Raw genomic sequence first — 15,280 nt, 5'->3', positions numbered from 1 at the left:
AATATTTTGGCACGCTAATGCATGTCGCCCAAAAGTGCGCAGCGGTTTTGGGATGACGACATGCATAAAACAAAGCAGACGCATCACCGAGTACCGGTGGTGCGTCGGTGTATTTAAAACAAAGAGGCGACAATGAGCATTTCGGCTGCACAGGTCAAAGAACTCCGCGACTTGACCGGCGCGGGCATGATGGACTGCAAGGCGGCGTTGACCGAGACCAACGGCAACATGGAAGAGGCCGTCGACTGGCTGCGCAAGAAGGGCATCTCCAAGGCCGACAAGAAGGCCGGCCGCACCGCCGCCGAAGGCCTGATCGGCGTCGATGCCGGCCTGCGCGAGGCCGCCATTGTCGAGGTCAACTCCGAGACCGATTTCGTTGCTCGCAACGCCGCTTTCCAGGAGATCGTCACCAACGTTGCCAAGGTTGCGCTTGCCTATGGCGCTACCGAAGCCGTGGCGGCCGCGAAGTATCCGGGTTCCGACAAGTCGGTCGCCGACACCATCAAGGACGCGGTCGGCACCATCGGCGAGAACATGAGCTTCCGCCGCTCGACCAAGCTCTCGGTCGCGCACGGCGTCGTGGCGAACTATGTGCATAACAAGGTCGCTGACGGTCTCGGCAAGCTCGGCGTGCTGGTTGCCATCGAAACCACGGGCAACGTGGAGGCCGCAAACGCGTTTGGCCGCCATGTCGCCATGCATGTCGCGAACTCCAATCCGGTCGCGCTGACCGTCGAGGAAGTCGATCCGGCGCTGATCGAGCGCGAAAAGGCGATCTTCTCCGATCAGGCACGCCAGTCCGGCAAGCCGGAAGCGATCATCGAAAAGATGGTCGAGGGCCGCCTGCGCAAGTTCTACGAGGAAGTCGTGCTCCTGAAGCAGGCCTTCGTGCTCAATCCCGACATCACTGTCGAGAAGGCGCTGAAGGATGCCGAGAAGGAAATCGGCGCCCCGGCCAAGATCTCCGCCTATCTGCGTTTTGCGCTCGGCGAAGGCATCGAAAAGGAAGAGACCGATTTCGCGGCGGAAGTCGCGGCTGCGGTGAAGAAATAATCCTTGGAAATAGCCCCTGAAGGGGCTTCTCAGCTCAGGCAACTCGGCCGGGTGTCCGCAAGGATGCCCGGCCGATTTCTTGTGCCGTATCGATGAAGGCCCTGAGCTTCGGCGCCATCGATGCGCGGCGCGGGAAGTAAAGGAAGAGGCCTGGCTCTTCGATTGCCGTCTGCGGCAGGATCTGAACAAGGCGGCCAGCGGCCAACTCCGCGCGCACCAGCGGTTCGAACACATAGGTCAGCCCGACACCGGCAAGCGCAAGGTCGATCGCGGCCAGAGAATCCGTAACGATGACGGTGCCCTTCGTCTCGACCACGACATCCTTGCCATCCTCGGTCAGGTCCCAGCGATAAAGCGCGCCGGAGCGGACGAGGCGGTAGCCGATGCAATTATGGTTCGCGAGATCGGCCACGCCGCGTGGGCGGCCATGCCGGCCGACATAGGCGGGAGAGGCGACGATGATGGCCTTGAACGGTTGCGTCAGCCGGACCGTGACCATGTCTTGCGCGATCATTTCGCCCAGCCGGATGCCGGCGTCGAAACCCTCGCCAACAATGTCGATGAGGCCCTGGTCGGTAAGCAATTCGACCGTCACATCCGGATAACGCTCCGCCAGCGCCGCGACCACAGGCGTGACGGCAAGTGGGATCGCGATGTTGGGAACGTTGAGCCTGAGCAGGCCTGAGGGCCGGCCCCTGATGGCGCGGATGCGATCCATCCGCTCGGCAATGTCCTGAAGGGCAGGGGCCGCCGTCTCCACCAGCACCTTGCCGGCTTCCGTCAATGAGACGCTGCGCGTCGTGCGCGCAAACAGCGGCTGGCCGATACGCTCCTCCACGAGGCGAACGGCGTGGCTGACCGCGGACGGGCTCATGCCGAGTTCGGCCGCTGCAAGCGCGAAGCCGCCGCGCCGGGCGACGGCAATGACAACAGGCAGATGGCTCAGCAGGGCGCGATCCATTCATGCATGATATCGCATAGTCTTTGCAAACAATGCAATCTTACCGATGCCAGCGTGGCGGACCATATTGTCGCCAACACATCGGCGGTGGGCAGATGCGCGGAGAAAAACATGAACGCCTTGAAACAACTAACCTTCGCGGCAGGCTTGGCCCTGGCGCCGGCCGATGCCGGTGGCGCCGAGCCGTCCGGCTGGCGCGCGCTCGCCGACGAACGCGCCGTCATCCGCATCGCCGACGCCATTGACCGTGCCGTCGATGCGCAGGACTGGAAGCTTGCGCGTTCCTATTTCGCCGACCGTGTTACCGTCGACTTTAGCAGCCTGTCGGGACAGCCCGCGGCGACCATCCCCTCCGACGATGTGATCGCCACCTGGGCCGGCAACCTCCGGGGCAGCAAGACGAGCCTGCATCTGCGCACCAACCATCAGGTGGTGCTTGAAGCGGATGCGGCCACCGTCTCCTCCAACGGCTATGCCTGGAACCGGATGGAAGGCAATGGCGACCCGCTCTGGGAAGTCTGGGGCACCTACGAGCACCGTCTCGTCCGCTCCGGCACCGGCTGGAAGGTCGACGGCTTCATTTTCCGCGCCACGCATGAGCGCGGCAATCCCTGGGTCAAGACCACGCCCGGCCAGTGAGCCGGCATCAAGAGAATCAGGATCGGAATCACGCCATGACCATGACCTATTACACCCTCGGCAACAGCGGCTTGCGGGTCAGCCGGCTGGCGCTGGGAACCATGACCTTCGGCACCGAATGGGGCTGGGGCGCGGACAGGGAGACGGCACGTGCCATGGTCGACGCTTATGTCGACGCCGGTGGTAATTTCTTCGACACCGCCGACCTCTATACCGGTGGCACCGCCGAAACCTGGCTCGGCGAATTCATCGCCGAGCGGGGCTTGCGCGACAGTGCGGTGATCGCCACAAAATTCGCCTTCAACGCGGAACCTGGCAACCCGAATGGCGGCGGCAACGGCCGCAAGAACATTTTGCGCGCCGTCGACGCCTCGCTGAAACGGTTGGGCACCGACTATATCGACCTCTATCTCCTGCATGTATGGGATCGGCTGACGCCGGCCGAGGAGGTCATGCGCACGATGGACGATCTCGTGCGTGCGGGCAAAATTCGCCATGTCGGCCTGTCCGATGTGCCGGCCTGGTATGCGGGTCGCGCGCAAACGATCGCCGAGTTGCGCGGCTATGAGCCGGTGTCGGCCCTGCAGCTCGAATATTCGCTGGCGGAGCGTTCGATCGAGCATGAATTCGTGCCGTTCGGCACCCGCCATGGCGCCGGCATCATGGTGTGGAGCCCGCTGGCCAGCGGCCTGCTCAGCGGCAAATACCGACCGGTGCAGGATGGCAACGCCGGCCGCCTCGACGGCTTTCGCAACACCACCCATCCGGGCTTCCAGAAATTTTCTGAGCGCAACTGGGCGATCGTGGCGGAGCTCGAAAAGGTCGCCGCCGAGCTCGGACACAGCATGGCTCAGGTCGCGGTCAACTGGGTGGCAACGCAGCCGGGCATCGCCTCGGTTATCCTTGGCGCCACGAAACTGGGGCAGCTGCAGGACAATCTGGCGGCGCTGGATTTCGAGATTCCCGCCGAGCTTCGCGCGCGGCTGGATACGGTCAGCAAGACGCCGCCGCCCTTCCCCTATTCCTTTTTCGGTTCCGAGATCCAGGCTCGTGTTACCGGCAGCGCCGTGACCGGCGACAAGCCGCCCTTCTATGCGCCGCCGCTGCTGATCGAAGGTGACGCCGTCAGCATCACCAGCAACTGACGGAGCGCGACGAGGGAGGCGGAATTGGGCATGGGGCGCCGCGTGACATCGCGGCGCCCTTCGTGTATCGGAACTCGGCATCGCGCCAGCGGCGCCGCCCGCGCGGGGGTGGCCTGCCCAGGCGCGCCACACGCAAAATGACGAGGTCCAGATGACGGCAAAGCCCCTCTATCGACGTGTCTTGCTGAAAGCGTCGGGCGAAGCGTTGATGGGCGAGCAGCATTTCGGCATCGATGTCTCGGTCGTCGACCGCATCGCGGCTGACATCGCCGAAGCCCGCGCGCTCGGCATCGAGGTCGGCGTCGTCATCGGCGGCGGCAACATCTTTCGCGGCGTGGCTGTGGCGTCCAAGGGCGGCGATCGCGTCACCGGCGACCATATGGGCATGCTAGCCACGGTCATAAACTCGCTGGCGCTGCGCACTTCGCTGAACAAGATCGGCGTCGACGCCGTCGTGCTGTCGGCGATCGCCATGCCTGAACTGTGCGAAAGCTTTTCCCAGCGCCAGGCCACCGCCTATATGAACCAGGGCAAGGTCGTCATTTTCGCCGGCGGCACCGGCAATCCGTTCTTCACCACCGATTCGGCCGCAGCCCTGCGCGCCGCCGAGATCGGCGCCGACGCCTTGTTCAAAGGCACCCAGGTCGACGGTGTCTATTCGGCCGATCCCAAGAAGGATCCGGATGCGACCCGCTTTGAGCGCATCAGCCATGCCGAGGTCATCAACAAGGGGCTTTCGATCATGGATACCGCCGCAATTGCACTTGCGCGCGAAAACAACATCCCGATAATCGTCTATTCGATCCACGAAAAGGGTGGTTTCGGCGATATTCTGAGGGGCGGCGGCCGTTGCACGATCGTCGCCGACGAGTGATCCGGAGTATATACTCTCCGGAAAAGGGGATCAGTTTTTCCAAAGCGGGCTTAAACACGGGCCCTAAGCAGTGAACCCGGATCAAACGGGTCGAGGAGACCAAGATGAGTGGTGAGTTCGACGACCTCAAGCGGCGCATGGACGGCGCGATTGCTGCGTTCAAGCACGATCTGGCTTCGCTGCGCACCGGCCGTGCCTCCAGCAATCTGCTCGACGCGATCCAGGTCCAGGCCTATGGCACCGCCATGCCGATCAACCAGGTGGCGAACGTGTCGGTGCCGGAGCCGCGCATGATTTCGGTTTCGGTCTGGGACAAGTCGATGGTCGGCGCTGTCGACCGTGCCATCAGAGAATCCAATCTCGGCTTCAATCCGATCGTCGATGGTACGAATCTGCGGATTCCGCTGCCTGAACTCAACGAGCAACGCCGCAAGGAACTGGTCAAGATTTCGCACGGTTATGCCGAGAACGCCCGCGTTGCGGTGCGCCATGTCCGCCGCGACGGCATGGACTTCTTGAAGAAAGCGGAAAAGGACGGCGACATCAGCGAGGACGATCAGCGCAAGCGCTCCGATCAGGTCCAGAAGCTGACCGACGAGACGATCAGCACCATCGACCACCTGCTTTCCGATAAGGAAGCTGAAATCATGCAGGTTTAGGGTCGGCCTACACCGGCCCGAAAGCGAGACTATGGCAACGCCCGCGCATGTCGCGATCATCATGGATGGAAACGGACGCTGGGCCAAGGCGCGCGGCATGCCGCGGCTTGCCGGCCATCGCGCCGGCGTCGAGGCGCTGCGCAAGACGGTGCGCGCAGCACCCGGTCTCGGCATTTCCTTCCTGACCGTCTACGCCTTTTCGTCGGAGAACTGGTCGCGGCCCAAATCCGAAGTCAGCGATCTGATGGGGCTTTTGAAGCTGTTTATCCGCCGCGATCTGGCCGATCTGCACCAGAGCGGCGTGCGCGTCAGAATAATCGGTGACAGGGCAGGGCTGCAGCCGGACATCAGGGGCCTGCTGGAGGAGGCCGAATCGCTGACCGCCCGCAATGAAGCGCTGACGCTGGTCATCGCCTTCAACTATGGCGGTCGTGACGAGATCGTGCGCACGGCGCGCAAGCTCGCGGCCGCAGTGGCGCGCGGCGAGATCGACAGCGACGCGATCGGGGCAGACAGTTTTGCCGGCGCCCTCGACACCGCGGGCATTCCCGATCCGGAGCTGGTCATTCGCACCAGCGGCGAACTTCGGCTGTCGAACTTCCTTTTGTGGCAGGCCGCCTACAGCGAACTGGTCTTCCTGCCTTGCTACTGGCCCGATTTCAGCCGCGAGCACCTGGCCGACGCACTGCGCGATTTTGCTGGCCGCGAGCGCCGTTTTGGCGGGCTTACCGCCCAAGACGTCGCCGCCTCGTGACCGGCGGCGGGATGAACAATCTTCAGCTTCGCATCGTTTCGGCGCTGGTGCTGGCCGCGATGGCGCTTGGCTTGACCTGGTTGGGCGGGCTGTGGTTCCGCTTGCTTTGCGCGGGAATAGTGGCGGTCATCTTCTATGAGTGGGCGCGCATGTCGCGCCCTGCGGCCGGTGCGGCCCTCGGATTCGTTCCGGAAGCGTTGCTTCTGGTTTTCGTCGGCGCCCTTGTCGCCGGCGTGCCGGCGTCGTGGCTGCTGTTTCTTGTCGTGGCGATGGTCGTCGTCGCGGCGGTCGGCGCACGCATGCGCGCAGCCGCGCAATGGGATGCCGCCGGCCTTGCCTACGCGGCGCTGTCGGGCCTGTCGCTGGCGCTGCTGCGCGACGGCGACCGTTCCGGCCTGGTGGCGATCCTGTTTCTGTTCGCCGTGGTCTGGGCGACCGACATCTTTGCGTATTTCGTCGGCCGCGCCGTCGGCGGTCCCAAGCTCGCTCCATCGATATCGCCCGGCAAGACGCAGAGCGGCGCACTTGGCGGTGCTGTCGGCGGCGTGGTCGCCGGCGTGCTTCTGGCTGCCGCCGCCGGGGCCGGCAATCTTGGCGTGCTTGCTTTGGTCGCGTTGGTGTTGTCGATTGTTGCCCAGGCTGGCGACCTCTTCGAATCCTGGGTCAAGCGCCGCCACGGCCGTAAGGATTCCAGCGCATTGATACCGGGGCACGGCGGCGTCATGGACAGAGTGGACGGGCTTGTCGCGGCGGCTTTCGCCCTATACGTCATCGGCTGGATTTCGGCGGGCGCCGATCATCCGGCGCAGGGGCTGTTTCCGGCTTGAGCGGTATTTAACGGCGAAGAAATGGCGCGCGCCACGGATTCGCCTGGATTGATGTCACAGTCGCGGCGTCACCTTTTCGCCGTGGGTGAATTTTGAGGGCACGACTTGAACGAGATTCTTCACGCGTTTTTCAGCACGGAAGGCTTTGTCCTCGGCACGCTGGTGCCGTTTCTGTTCGTGCTGACCGTCGTCGTCTTCGTTCACGAAATGGGCCACTATCTCGTCGGCCGCTGGTGCGGCATCGGCGTAAAAGCTTTCTCGATCGGCTTCGGCCCCGAGCTTTTCGGCTTCAACGACAGCCACGGCACGCGCTGGAAGCTCTGCGCCATACCGCTCGGCGGCTATGTCAAATTCGTCGGCGACATGAGCGTCACGTCGAGCCAGCCCGGCACGGAAGGGCTGGAGAAGCTGACCGATGCCGAACGCGAAGTTGCCTTCCACACCCGGCCGATCTGGAAACGCGCGGCCACGGTGTTTGCCGGGCCGCTGTTCAACTTCCTTTTGACCATCGCCGTCTTCACCGTGATGTTTTCTCTCTATGGCCGCCCGGTGCTGGAGCCGATGGTGGCTCAAGTCACCGCCGGTAGCCCGGCGGAAAAGGCCGGCATTTTGCCCGGCGATCGATTCGTCTCCGTCAACGGCAGCAAGGTTGAGACCTTCGCCGACGTCCAGCGCCTTGTGCAGGGCCGCGCCGGCGACTCGCTCACCTTCACCATGCTGCGCGATGGCAAGGAGATCACCGTCACCGCGACGCCGGAGTTGATGGAACAGCAGGACGCGCTGGGCAACAAAACCAGGGTGGCCGTCATCGGCGTCGTCAACAACAAGGAACTCGGCCAGCCAAGGGTGATCACCTATAGCCCGATTGGCGCGCTCGGTGCAGCGGTTGAGCAGACGGGGCAGGCCATTCAGGGCACTGGTCACTTCCTGCAACGTTTCGTTGTCGGCCGCGAGGACAAATGCCAGCTGGGCGGCCCGATCAAGATCGCCAAGATGTCGGGGCAGGCGGCCAAACTTGGCTTCGAATGGCTGGTGCAACTTGTTGCTTTGCTGTCAGTCGGGATCGGAATTCTGAACCTTTTGCCGATTCCCCCCCTCGACGGCGGCCATCTCCTGTTCTACGCCATCGAAGCCGTTTTCCGACGTCCGGTATCGGAGCGGATGATGGAGATGGGGTACCGGGCCGGCCTCTTTCTGGTGCTGGGATTTATGGGCTTCGTTTTCTGGAACGATCTGTTTGGGTGCTGAAATCATGAAGAAATTCGGCTTCGGCACGGGCAATGTTGAGACGCCGTTTACCATGCACGGGGGTATGCGTGACGCGAAAGCCACGCATCAGGGTTAAGTAATTACAAATTAACCAGAAGCCTTGCGTGTAGGGAAAATCCGGTTAATACGGTAGGGGAAATTACCGCACGTCCGGTTTTCTCGCCGTGGGGACTTCGAGAAAAGGTACAAAAGCCCGATGAAGGCAGCATCCAAGTTTTTGAGCGCCGCGTCCGCGGTGGCTATGTCCGCCGCTCTGGTTGTGCCAGGCGCGCTCGCAGTGCAGTTCGTTGCCACATCTGCGGCGCAGGCGGCCGTTGTCTCGAGAGTCGAGGTCAGCGGTAACCAGCGTGTCGACGCCGACACCATTCGCAATTACATCACGATCAAGCCCGGCAAGGCGTTTTCCAGCGCCGATATCGACGATGCGGTCAAGGCGCTGTTCGGCACCGGGTTGTTCTCCGACGTCCAGATCAACCAGGTCGGCTCGACGCTGGTGGTCAAGGTCGCAGAATATCAGGTCGTCAACCAGGTGCTGTTCCAGGGCAACAAGAAGCTCAAGGACAATGCCCTGGCAATTGCGGTGCAGTTGAAGCCGCGTGGCACCTTCTCCCAGGCAACGCTGGATTCCGATGTCGAGGCGGTGAAGGCCGCCTACAGGCGTATCGGCCGTGACGATGCCGCCGTCACAACGCAGATCATGGATCTCGGCGACAACCGGGTAAACGTGGTCTTCAACATCAACGAAGGCGGTCGCACCAAGATCGCTGCGGTCAATTTCGTCGGCAACAGCGCCTATTCGAGCCGCCGTTTGTCCGACGTCATCGCCACCAAGCGCTCGAGTATCTTGTCCTTTGTGCTGCGCGACGACGTCTATGACGAGGACAAGCTGCGCGCCGACCAGGAGACGCTGCGTCGTTTCTACTACAATCACGGCTATGCCGACTTCCAGGTGGTCTCCGCTGTCGGCGAGCTCGACGACACCACCAACCAGTACACGGTCACCATCACCGTGCAGGAAGGCGACCGCTATACGTTCGGCGACGTCAGTGTCGAGAGCACCATTCCCGAGGTCGACTCGAAGTCGCTGGAATCGGTGGTCCAGACCCACAAGGGCGACGTCTACAACGCCAAGGATGTCGAGGACACCATCATCGCGCTGACCGAGACGGTCGCGGGTTCGGGCTATGCCTTCGCCCAGGTCACGCCGCGCGGCGACCGTAATTTCGAAAATCACACAATTTCGGTTGTCTATACGATCGACCAGGGCACCAAGGCGTATATCGAGCGCATCGAGATCCGCGGCAACGATCGCACGCGCGACTATGTCATTCGGCGCGAATTCGACGTCAGTGAAGGCGACGCCTTCAACCAGGTTTTGATCCAGCGTGCGAAGAAGCGGCTGGAAGCGCTGGATTATTTTGAGAAAGTCGACATCTCGACCGTTCCGGGATCCGAACCCGATCAGGTCGTGCTCGTGGTTGACGTGGTCGAGAAGTCGACCGGCGAGTTCTCGGTCGGCGCCGGTTATTCGACCGGTGGCGAGACCGCAGGTCCGTCCGTCGAAGGATCGATCGCGGAGCGCAACTTCCTCGGTCGCGGCCAGTACATCAAGGTCTCGGCCGGTGGCGGCAAGAATTCGCGCGACTACAGCCTCTCCTTCACTGAGCCCTATTTCCTCGGGCGGCGCATCGCAGCGGGCTTTGACATCTACCAACAGACGCGAAACTACTCCAAGTATGACAGCGAGACGCTGGGCGCGACCGTTCGCTTCGGTCTACCGATCACCGACAATATCTCGACCCAGCTGGCGTACAATATCGCCCAGGAGAAGTACAAGCTCGACGACGGTTGCGACGACACACCTCACGATGGCGTTCCCGACGCCGACTGCGACATATCTCCGGCGATCGTCGAGGGAATTGACGATAGCCCGTGGATCAAGTCGTCGGTCAGCCTTGGGCTGGTTTACAACACCATCGACGACATGAAGAGCCCGCATGAGGGCATCTATGCCACCACGGGTGTGGAAGTGGCCGGCCTTGGTGGTGATGCCAAATTCGTCAAAGTTACGGGTCGCGGCACTGTCTACCAGACCTTGTCCGAACAGCTGGATCTGGTCGGCCTGATCTCAGGCGGCGCTGGCCATATTGCCGGCTATGGCGATGACGGCCTGCGTATCTTCGATCAGTTCCAGAGCAGCGACCGCATGATCCGCGGCTTCGAGTATGGTGGTATCGGTCCTGCGGATATTGCAACGGGTGACCATCTCGGCGGCACTACTTATTTCAATGCCTCGGCGGAGATGCAGTTCCCGGTACCGGTCATTCCGGAAAGCTTTGGTTTGCGCGGAGCCGTGTTTGCAGATGCCGCTACACTGTATGGCAGCGCGATTGACACCGCTGGTGTCACCCAAACCTCAACTGACATGAAGCTGCGCGCCTCGGTTGGTGTCGGCTTGTTGTGGTCATCGCCTTTCGGCCCGATCCGCATTGACTACGCGATGCCCGTCAAGAAGGAAAAGACCGACGACGTGCAGGAGTTCAACTTCGGCATGTCGAGCCGCTTCTAATGCGCGGGTAACGATGCTTCCGGGCCGTTGGGGTTCGGGAGTGAATTGATCCGACCTAGCTGGATATTGCTTCTGGAATGACCGATCCGGTGTTCTTCGCGCCATCACGCCGGTATACGGCTGGCGAAGTCGCGAATCTGACCGGCGCGTCGCTTGTCGATTCCGACCTTGCCCACATATCGATCGACGCCCTGGCGCCAGCCAGTGAAGGCGGCGAGGGTGCGCTCGTCTTCGTCGACGGCAAGCGCAATTTCGCGCTGATGCAGTCGCTGAAGGCGGCGGCAGTGCTTTGTCCCAGCGAATTCGCCGCCAAGGCGCCGGCCGGCATTGCGGTTCTGGTCCATCCTCGACCGCAACAGGCTTTCGCCATGGTCGGCCGGCTGCTGTTCCCGACGGCGGCCACTCCGGGACCGATGACCAGCGAAACCGGTGTCTCGCCGCAGGCTCACGTCGATGCGTCGGCGCATGTCGAGGCCGGTGCCATCATCGAGGCCGGAGCAGTCATCGGCCCGCGCGCTTCCATCGGCAGCGGAACCGTCATTGCGCCCCACGCCGTTATCGGCCCTTCCTGCCAGATCGGCCGCGACGGCTATATTGGTCCAGGCGTCAGCGTCCAATATGCGCTGATCGGCAACCGCGTCATCATCCATGGCGGCGCCCGCATCGGCCAGGACGGGTTCGGGTTCGTCGGCGGTGCCAAAGGGCCCGAGCGTGTGCCGCAGATCGGCCGTGTCATCATCCAGGACGATGTTGAAATCGGATCGAACACGACCGTCGATCGCGGCGCCATGTCGGATACGGTCATCGGCCAGGGCACCAAGATCGACAATCTGGTGCAGATCGCCCATAACGTTCGCATCGGCCGCAATTGCATTATAGCAGGGCTTTCGGGTATCTCCGGCTCCGTCGTCGTCGGCGATGGTGTCACCATGGGCGGCGGCGTTGGCCTTGCCGATCATTTGACCATAGGATCGGGAGCCAAGCTTGCGGCGAGAAGCGGGTTTATGAGCAACGTGCCGGCGGGCGAGATCTGGGGAGGCTATCCGGCGCAGCCGATGGCGGAAGCCATGCGCGAGATCGCCATGCTGCGCAAGCTCGCCAGGACGCGCAAGCAGGGCGAGGGGGGAAGTAGCTGAGATGGTGCCGGCGACGCTCGAAGCGGTCGATATATTGGGTTTGATGAAGCTTTTGCCGCATCGCTATCCCTTCCTGATGATCGATAGAATCGTCGAAATCGATGGCAACGACTCGGCCATCGGCATCAAGAACGTGACCATCAATGAGCCGCATTTCCAGGGCCATTTCCCTGACCAGCCGGTGATGCCGGGCGTGCTGATCGTCGAGGCCATGGCCCAGACGGCTGGTGCGATCTGCATTCGCAGCCTCAACACGGAAAAGCCGTCACTGGTCTATTTCCTGACCATCGACAACGCGAAATTCCGCAAGCCGGTCGTTCCGGGCGACCAGCTGAAGATCCACGTCAAGAAAATCAAGATGCGCGGCAACCTGCTAAAATTCGCCTGCGAGGCCATGGTGGAAGGCGCAAAGGCCGCCGAAGCCGAGATCTCGGCAATGATGGTTACCGGCTGACGGTTCGAAATGCTTATGAAAATACAGACTTCAATCCATTCCTCGGCCGTTATCGAGGCCGGTGCCCAAATCGGCGAAGGCGCCTCCATCGGGCCTTTCTGCTATGTCGGCACTGACGCCGTTATCGGTGACCGCGTCGAACTGGTCAGCCATGTCTCGGTGCTGGGTGCGACCACCATCGGCGCCGGGACCAAGGTTTATCCGATGGCGACACTGGGAGGGCCGCCACAAAACACCAAGCACAAGGGCGGCCGCACCACATTGGTCATCGGCCAGAACTGCACGATCCGCGAAGGCGTGACCATGCATCTCGGCACCGATTCCAGCCGCGGCGAGACGACCATTGGCGACAATGGCAATTTCCTTGCCTATGCCCATATCGCTCACGATTGCGTCGTCGGCAAAAACGCAACCTTCGCCAATGGCGCAACGCTCGGCGGACACTGCGAGATCGGTGACAACGTCTATATTGGCGGCCTCAGCGCCGTTCATCAGTTCGTACGTGTTGGCGACAACGCCTTTCTCGGCGGCTGCTCGGCGTTTGTCGGCGATGTCATTCCCTACGCCATTGCCGTGGGCAACCGCGCCAGCCTGCGTGGGCTTAACATCATCGGCCTCAAGCGCGCTGGGTTGCCGCGCGCTGAAATCTACTTGCTACGCAAGGCTTACAAGACGATCTTCGACCGCTCCCGCACCGTCGGCGAGAACATCGAATTCGCCAAGGCCGAGTTCGCCTCGTCGCCGACCGCCATGAAAATCATCGATTTCATTACCAGTCGCGGCAAGCGGCATTTTGCCGTCCCGTCGCTTGGAAGTGGCGACGGCGATGATGCCGATGACGCAGGCTGAGGCCACCTCGGCAGGCCTCGATCTCGCGCCGGACGCCAGGGTTGGCATCGTTGCCGGCGGCGGCAGCCTGCCGGTCGAAGTTGCCGCCGGCCTGGCAGAGGCTGGACATCCGCCCGTCATCATCCTGGTCGAAGGTCAGGCCGACCGTCAGCCCGACCTCACCGTCTACGAGCATGAAAGCCTCGCGCTGGAAGACGTCGGCTCGCTGGTCCCGTTGTTGAGGCGGCGACGGATCACCCATCTGGTGCTTGCCGGCGAGATCAGGCGCCGGCCGCGGCTGGTCGACATGCGCCCGAGCCTTGGGCTGGTGGCGCTGATGCCCTCCCTCGCCATGGCGCTTGCGCGCGGCGATGACGGCCTGTTGAAGATATTGACCCGCGGCCTGGAGGCGCGCGGCGTCAAGGTTGTCGGCGCGCACGAGGTCGTGCCCCGGCTCGTGGCGGCAGAAGGGCCGCTGACCAAGGCAGTGCCGCGAAAGTCCGACTGGCGCGATATCGAAGCGGCACATGCAGCGGCAAAGGCCATCGGCGCACTCGACATCGGCCAGGCGGCGATTGCGATAGGCGGCCGCGCGATCGCTTTGGAAGGCGTCGAGGGCACCCATGGACTGCTCGAGCGGACGCAGCAGCTGCGCGGCCATGGCAGGCTCGCCGGCAAGACGCGCGGCGTCCTGGTCAAATGCGCCAAACCCGGCCAGGAACTGCGCGCCGATCTGCCGTCCATCGGCCCCCAGACGGTCGAGGCAGCACACGCCGCCGGGCTTGCCGGTATTGCCGTCGAGGCCGGCCGTTCGCTGATCCTCGAAGGTCCCGTCGTTGTCGCGCGCGCCAACGCGCTTGGGCTATTCGTGTATGGCCTGCCGGCCGCGGAGCCTGGCCATGGCAGCTGAGAAGCCGCTGAAGATCGCCATCGTCGCCGGCGAAGAGTCCGGTGACCTGTTGGGCGCAGACATTGTCCAGTCGCTGAAGCGCAAGACCGGGCGCGATATCAGGCTGGTCGGCATTGGCGGACGGCATCTGCAGGCGCTCGGGCTGGTGCCGCTGTTCGACGGGGCCGAGATCGCGCTGATGGGGCTCAGCGCCATCCTGCGCGATCTGCCGCGCCTGATGCGGCGCATCAGCCAGACGGCAAGTGCGGTCGCTGCCGAGAAACCCGACTGTCTGATCACCATCGACAGCCCGGATTTTTCGCTGCGCGTCGCCAAGAAAGTCCGCGCTGCCGATCCTTCCATCCCGATCATCCACTATGTCTGCCCGAGTGTCTGGGCATGGCGGCCGGGCAGGGCGGTGGCGATGAAGCCCTATGTCGACCACATCTTGTGCATCCTGCCTTTCGAGGTGAAGGAGTTGAGCCGCCTCGGCGGTCCGCCCGGTACCTATGTCGGACATCGTCTCACGCACGATCCGGGTGTGCTTGGCGCGGCGAGGGCGCAAGCCCAGCCGCGCAATCTCTCGGGTGACCGCGTCAAGACGCTGCTCGTTCTGCCCGGCTCGCGGCGCGGCGAGGTGAGCCGGCTTATAGAACCGTTCGGCCAGACGGTCTCGGCGCTGCGCGCGCGCGGACACCGCCTGCGTCTGCTGTTGCCCACGGTGCCGCATGTCGCTGATCTGGTCAAAACATCGGTGGCGCGCTGGGATGAAAAGCCTGAGATCATCCTCGATGCCGAGCGCAAATGGCAGGCCTTCGGCAAGGCCGATGCGGCGCTGATTGCTTCGGGAACGGTATCGCTGGAACTGGCGCTGTCTGGTGTGCCGATGATCTCCTGCTACCGGCTCGATCCGGTGATGCGCATGGTCCAGGGGCTGGTCACGGTATGGAGCGCCGCCTTGCCCAATCTGATCGCCGACCAGGCGATCGTGCCGGAGCACTACAACCAATATGTGCGACCGCGCTATCTGGCGCGGCAAGTCGAGGGTCTGTTTTCAGACACAGCCTATCGCACCTGGCAAAAGGACGGCTTTGCCGAGGTTGCACGGCGCATGGCGACCGACAAACCCTCGGGCGATATCGCGGCGGATGTCGTTCTTCGCCACATCAAGCTTCGTCACTCCAACTAAAAAGCGCCCTTGCGGGCGCTTTTGCATTGTCATT

15 protein-coding genes are annotated in these 15,280 nt (G+C 62.7%); 14 read left to right on the top strand and 1 reads right to left on the bottom strand.

What is annotated here, in order from left to right; genetic code table 11:
* Window positions 1–132: 132 nt before the first annotated feature.
* Complete coding sequence (tsf, locus tag ACWTU9_RS13490; protein ID WP_455858685.1) at window positions 133–1,053, top strand: translation elongation factor Ts; 921 nt, start codon at window positions 133–135, stop codon at window positions 1,051–1,053.
* Window positions 1,054–1,087: 34 nt separating this feature from the next.
* On the opposite strand, the gene ACWTU9_RS13485 is transcribed toward tsf, so the two are convergent.
* On the bottom strand, window positions 1,088–2,014 hold the full coding sequence (locus tag ACWTU9_RS13485) for a LysR substrate-binding domain-containing protein (RefSeq protein WP_455858684.1): 927 nt from the start codon (window positions 2,012–2,014) through the stop codon (window positions 1,088–1,090).
* Between the two features lie 111 nt (window positions 2,015–2,125).
* On the opposite strand from ACWTU9_RS13485, the gene ACWTU9_RS13480 reads away from it, so the two are divergent.
* The 13 genes from ACWTU9_RS13480 (at window position 2,126) to lpxB (ending at window position 15,246) form a co-directional block, all read left to right on the top strand.
* Entirely contained in the window at window positions 2,126–2,653 is a 528-nt protein-coding gene (locus tag ACWTU9_RS13480; protein ID WP_455858683.1) for a nuclear transport factor 2 family protein, read from the top strand.
* Between the two features lie 35 nt (window positions 2,654–2,688).
* On the top strand, window positions 2,689–3,798 hold the full coding sequence (locus ACWTU9_RS13475; RefSeq protein ID WP_455858682.1) for an aldo/keto reductase: 1,110 nt from the start codon (window positions 2,689–2,691) through the stop codon (window positions 3,796–3,798).
* A gap of 151 nt (window positions 3,799–3,949) precedes the next feature.
* Window positions 3,950–4,672, top strand: a complete 723-nt coding sequence (gene pyrH / locus ACWTU9_RS13470; RefSeq protein WP_455858681.1) for a UMP kinase — start codon at window positions 3,950–3,952, stop codon at window positions 4,670–4,672.
* Between the two features lie 104 nt (window positions 4,673–4,776).
* Entirely contained in the window at window positions 4,777–5,331 is a 555-nt protein-coding gene (gene frr, locus ACWTU9_RS13465) for a ribosome recycling factor (protein WP_454575013.1), read from the top strand.
* Window positions 5,332–5,362: 31 nt separating this feature from the next.
* Window positions 5,363–6,085 carry an isoprenyl transferase gene (locus ACWTU9_RS13460; protein ID WP_455858680.1) on the top strand — a complete coding sequence of 241 codons (723 nt, stop codon included), beginning with the start codon at window positions 5,363–5,365 and terminating at the stop codon, window positions 6,083–6,085.
* An 11-nt stretch (window positions 6,086–6,096) separates the two neighbouring features.
* Window positions 6,097–6,912, top strand: a complete 816-nt coding sequence (locus ACWTU9_RS13455; RefSeq protein WP_455858679.1) for a phosphatidate cytidylyltransferase — start codon at window positions 6,097–6,099, stop codon at window positions 6,910–6,912.
* A 105-nt stretch (window positions 6,913–7,017) separates the two neighbouring features.
* A complete protein-coding gene (gene rseP / locus ACWTU9_RS13450; protein ID WP_455858678.1) occupies window positions 7,018–8,160 on the top strand; it encodes an RIP metalloprotease RseP in 1,143 nt (380 codons plus the stop codon).
* A 217-nt stretch (window positions 8,161–8,377) separates the two neighbouring features.
* Entirely contained in the window at window positions 8,378–10,750 is a 2,373-nt protein-coding gene (bamA, locus tag ACWTU9_RS13445; protein WP_455858677.1) for an outer membrane protein assembly factor BamA, read from the top strand.
* 77 nt (window positions 10,751–10,827) lie between these two features.
* Window positions 10,828–11,886, top strand: coding sequence for a UDP-3-O-(3-hydroxymyristoyl)glucosamine N-acyltransferase (lpxD, locus tag ACWTU9_RS13440; protein ID WP_455858676.1), 1,059 nt, complete (start codon window positions 10,828–10,830; stop codon window positions 11,884–11,886).
* A gap of 1 nt (window position 11,887) precedes the next feature.
* Window positions 11,888–12,340, top strand: coding sequence for a 3-hydroxyacyl-ACP dehydratase FabZ (gene fabZ / locus ACWTU9_RS13435; RefSeq protein ID WP_142865736.1), 453 nt, complete (start codon window positions 11,888–11,890; stop codon window positions 12,338–12,340).
* Window positions 12,341–12,355: 15 nt separating this feature from the next.
* Window positions 12,356–13,189 (top strand): acyl-ACP--UDP-N-acetylglucosamine O-acyltransferase, encoded by an 834-nt coding sequence (gene lpxA / locus ACWTU9_RS13430; protein WP_455858675.1) that lies wholly within the window; start codon window positions 12,356–12,358, stop codon window positions 13,187–13,189.
* Window positions 13,176–14,078, top strand: a complete 903-nt coding sequence (locus tag ACWTU9_RS13425; protein ID WP_455858674.1) for an LpxI family protein — start codon at window positions 13,176–13,178, stop codon at window positions 14,076–14,078. The genes lpxA and ACWTU9_RS13425 overlap by 14 nt, the downstream gene beginning before the upstream one ends.
* Entirely contained in the window at window positions 14,068–15,246 is a 1,179-nt protein-coding gene (lpxB, locus tag ACWTU9_RS13420; RefSeq protein WP_455858673.1) for a lipid-A-disaccharide synthase, read from the top strand. The genes ACWTU9_RS13425 and lpxB overlap by 11 nt, the downstream gene beginning before the upstream one ends.
* The last annotated feature ends 34 nt before the right edge of the window (window positions 15,247–15,280 follow it).

Source organism: Mesorhizobium sp. 128a, assembly GCF_053848025.1.
Note: the sequence above shows the minus strand (reverse complement) of the source record. Positions and strands in the feature narration are given on the sequence as shown.

What these genes read in the sequence shown, in the direction of transcription:
- ACWTU9_RS13485 (WP_455858684.1), bottom strand. Translation starts at nt 2,014, where the DNA reads ATGGATCGCGCCCTGCTGAGCCATCTGCCTGTTGTCATTGCCGTCGCC.
- ACWTU9_RS13455 (WP_455858679.1), top strand. Translation starts at nt 6,097, where the DNA reads ATGAACAATCTTCAGCTTCGCATCGTTTCGGCGCTGGTGCTGGCCGCG.
- ACWTU9_RS13425 (WP_455858674.1), top strand. Translation starts at nt 13,176, where the DNA reads ATGACGCAGGCTGAGGCCACCTCGGCAGGCCTCGATCTCGCGCCGGAC.
- ACWTU9_RS13480 (WP_455858683.1), top strand. Translation starts at nt 2,126, where the DNA reads ATGAACGCCTTGAAACAACTAACCTTCGCGGCAGGCTTGGCCCTGGCG.
- lpxB (WP_455858673.1), top strand. Translation starts at nt 14,068, where the DNA reads ATGGCAGCTGAGAAGCCGCTGAAGATCGCCATCGTCGCCGGCGAAGAG.
- lpxA (WP_455858675.1), top strand. Translation starts at nt 12,356, where the DNA reads ATGAAAATACAGACTTCAATCCATTCCTCGGCCGTTATCGAGGCCGGT.
- pyrH (WP_455858681.1), top strand. Translation starts at nt 3,950, where the DNA reads ATGACGGCAAAGCCCCTCTATCGACGTGTCTTGCTGAAAGCGTCGGGC.
- fabZ (WP_142865736.1), top strand. Translation starts at nt 11,888, where the DNA reads ATGGTGCCGGCGACGCTCGAAGCGGTCGATATATTGGGTTTGATGAAG.
- ACWTU9_RS13460 (WP_455858680.1), top strand. Translation starts at nt 5,363, where the DNA reads ATGGCAACGCCCGCGCATGTCGCGATCATCATGGATGGAAACGGACGC.
- ACWTU9_RS13475 (WP_455858682.1), top strand. Translation starts at nt 2,689, where the DNA reads ATGACCATGACCTATTACACCCTCGGCAACAGCGGCTTGCGGGTCAGC.
- frr (WP_454575013.1), top strand. Translation starts at nt 4,777, where the DNA reads ATGAGTGGTGAGTTCGACGACCTCAAGCGGCGCATGGACGGCGCGATT.
- tsf (WP_455858685.1), top strand. Translation starts at nt 133, where the DNA reads ATGAGCATTTCGGCTGCACAGGTCAAAGAACTCCGCGACTTGACCGGC.
- bamA (WP_455858677.1), top strand. Translation starts at nt 8,378, where the DNA reads ATGAAGGCAGCATCCAAGTTTTTGAGCGCCGCGTCCGCGGTGGCTATG.
- lpxD (WP_455858676.1), top strand. Translation starts at nt 10,828, where the DNA reads ATGACCGATCCGGTGTTCTTCGCGCCATCACGCCGGTATACGGCTGGC.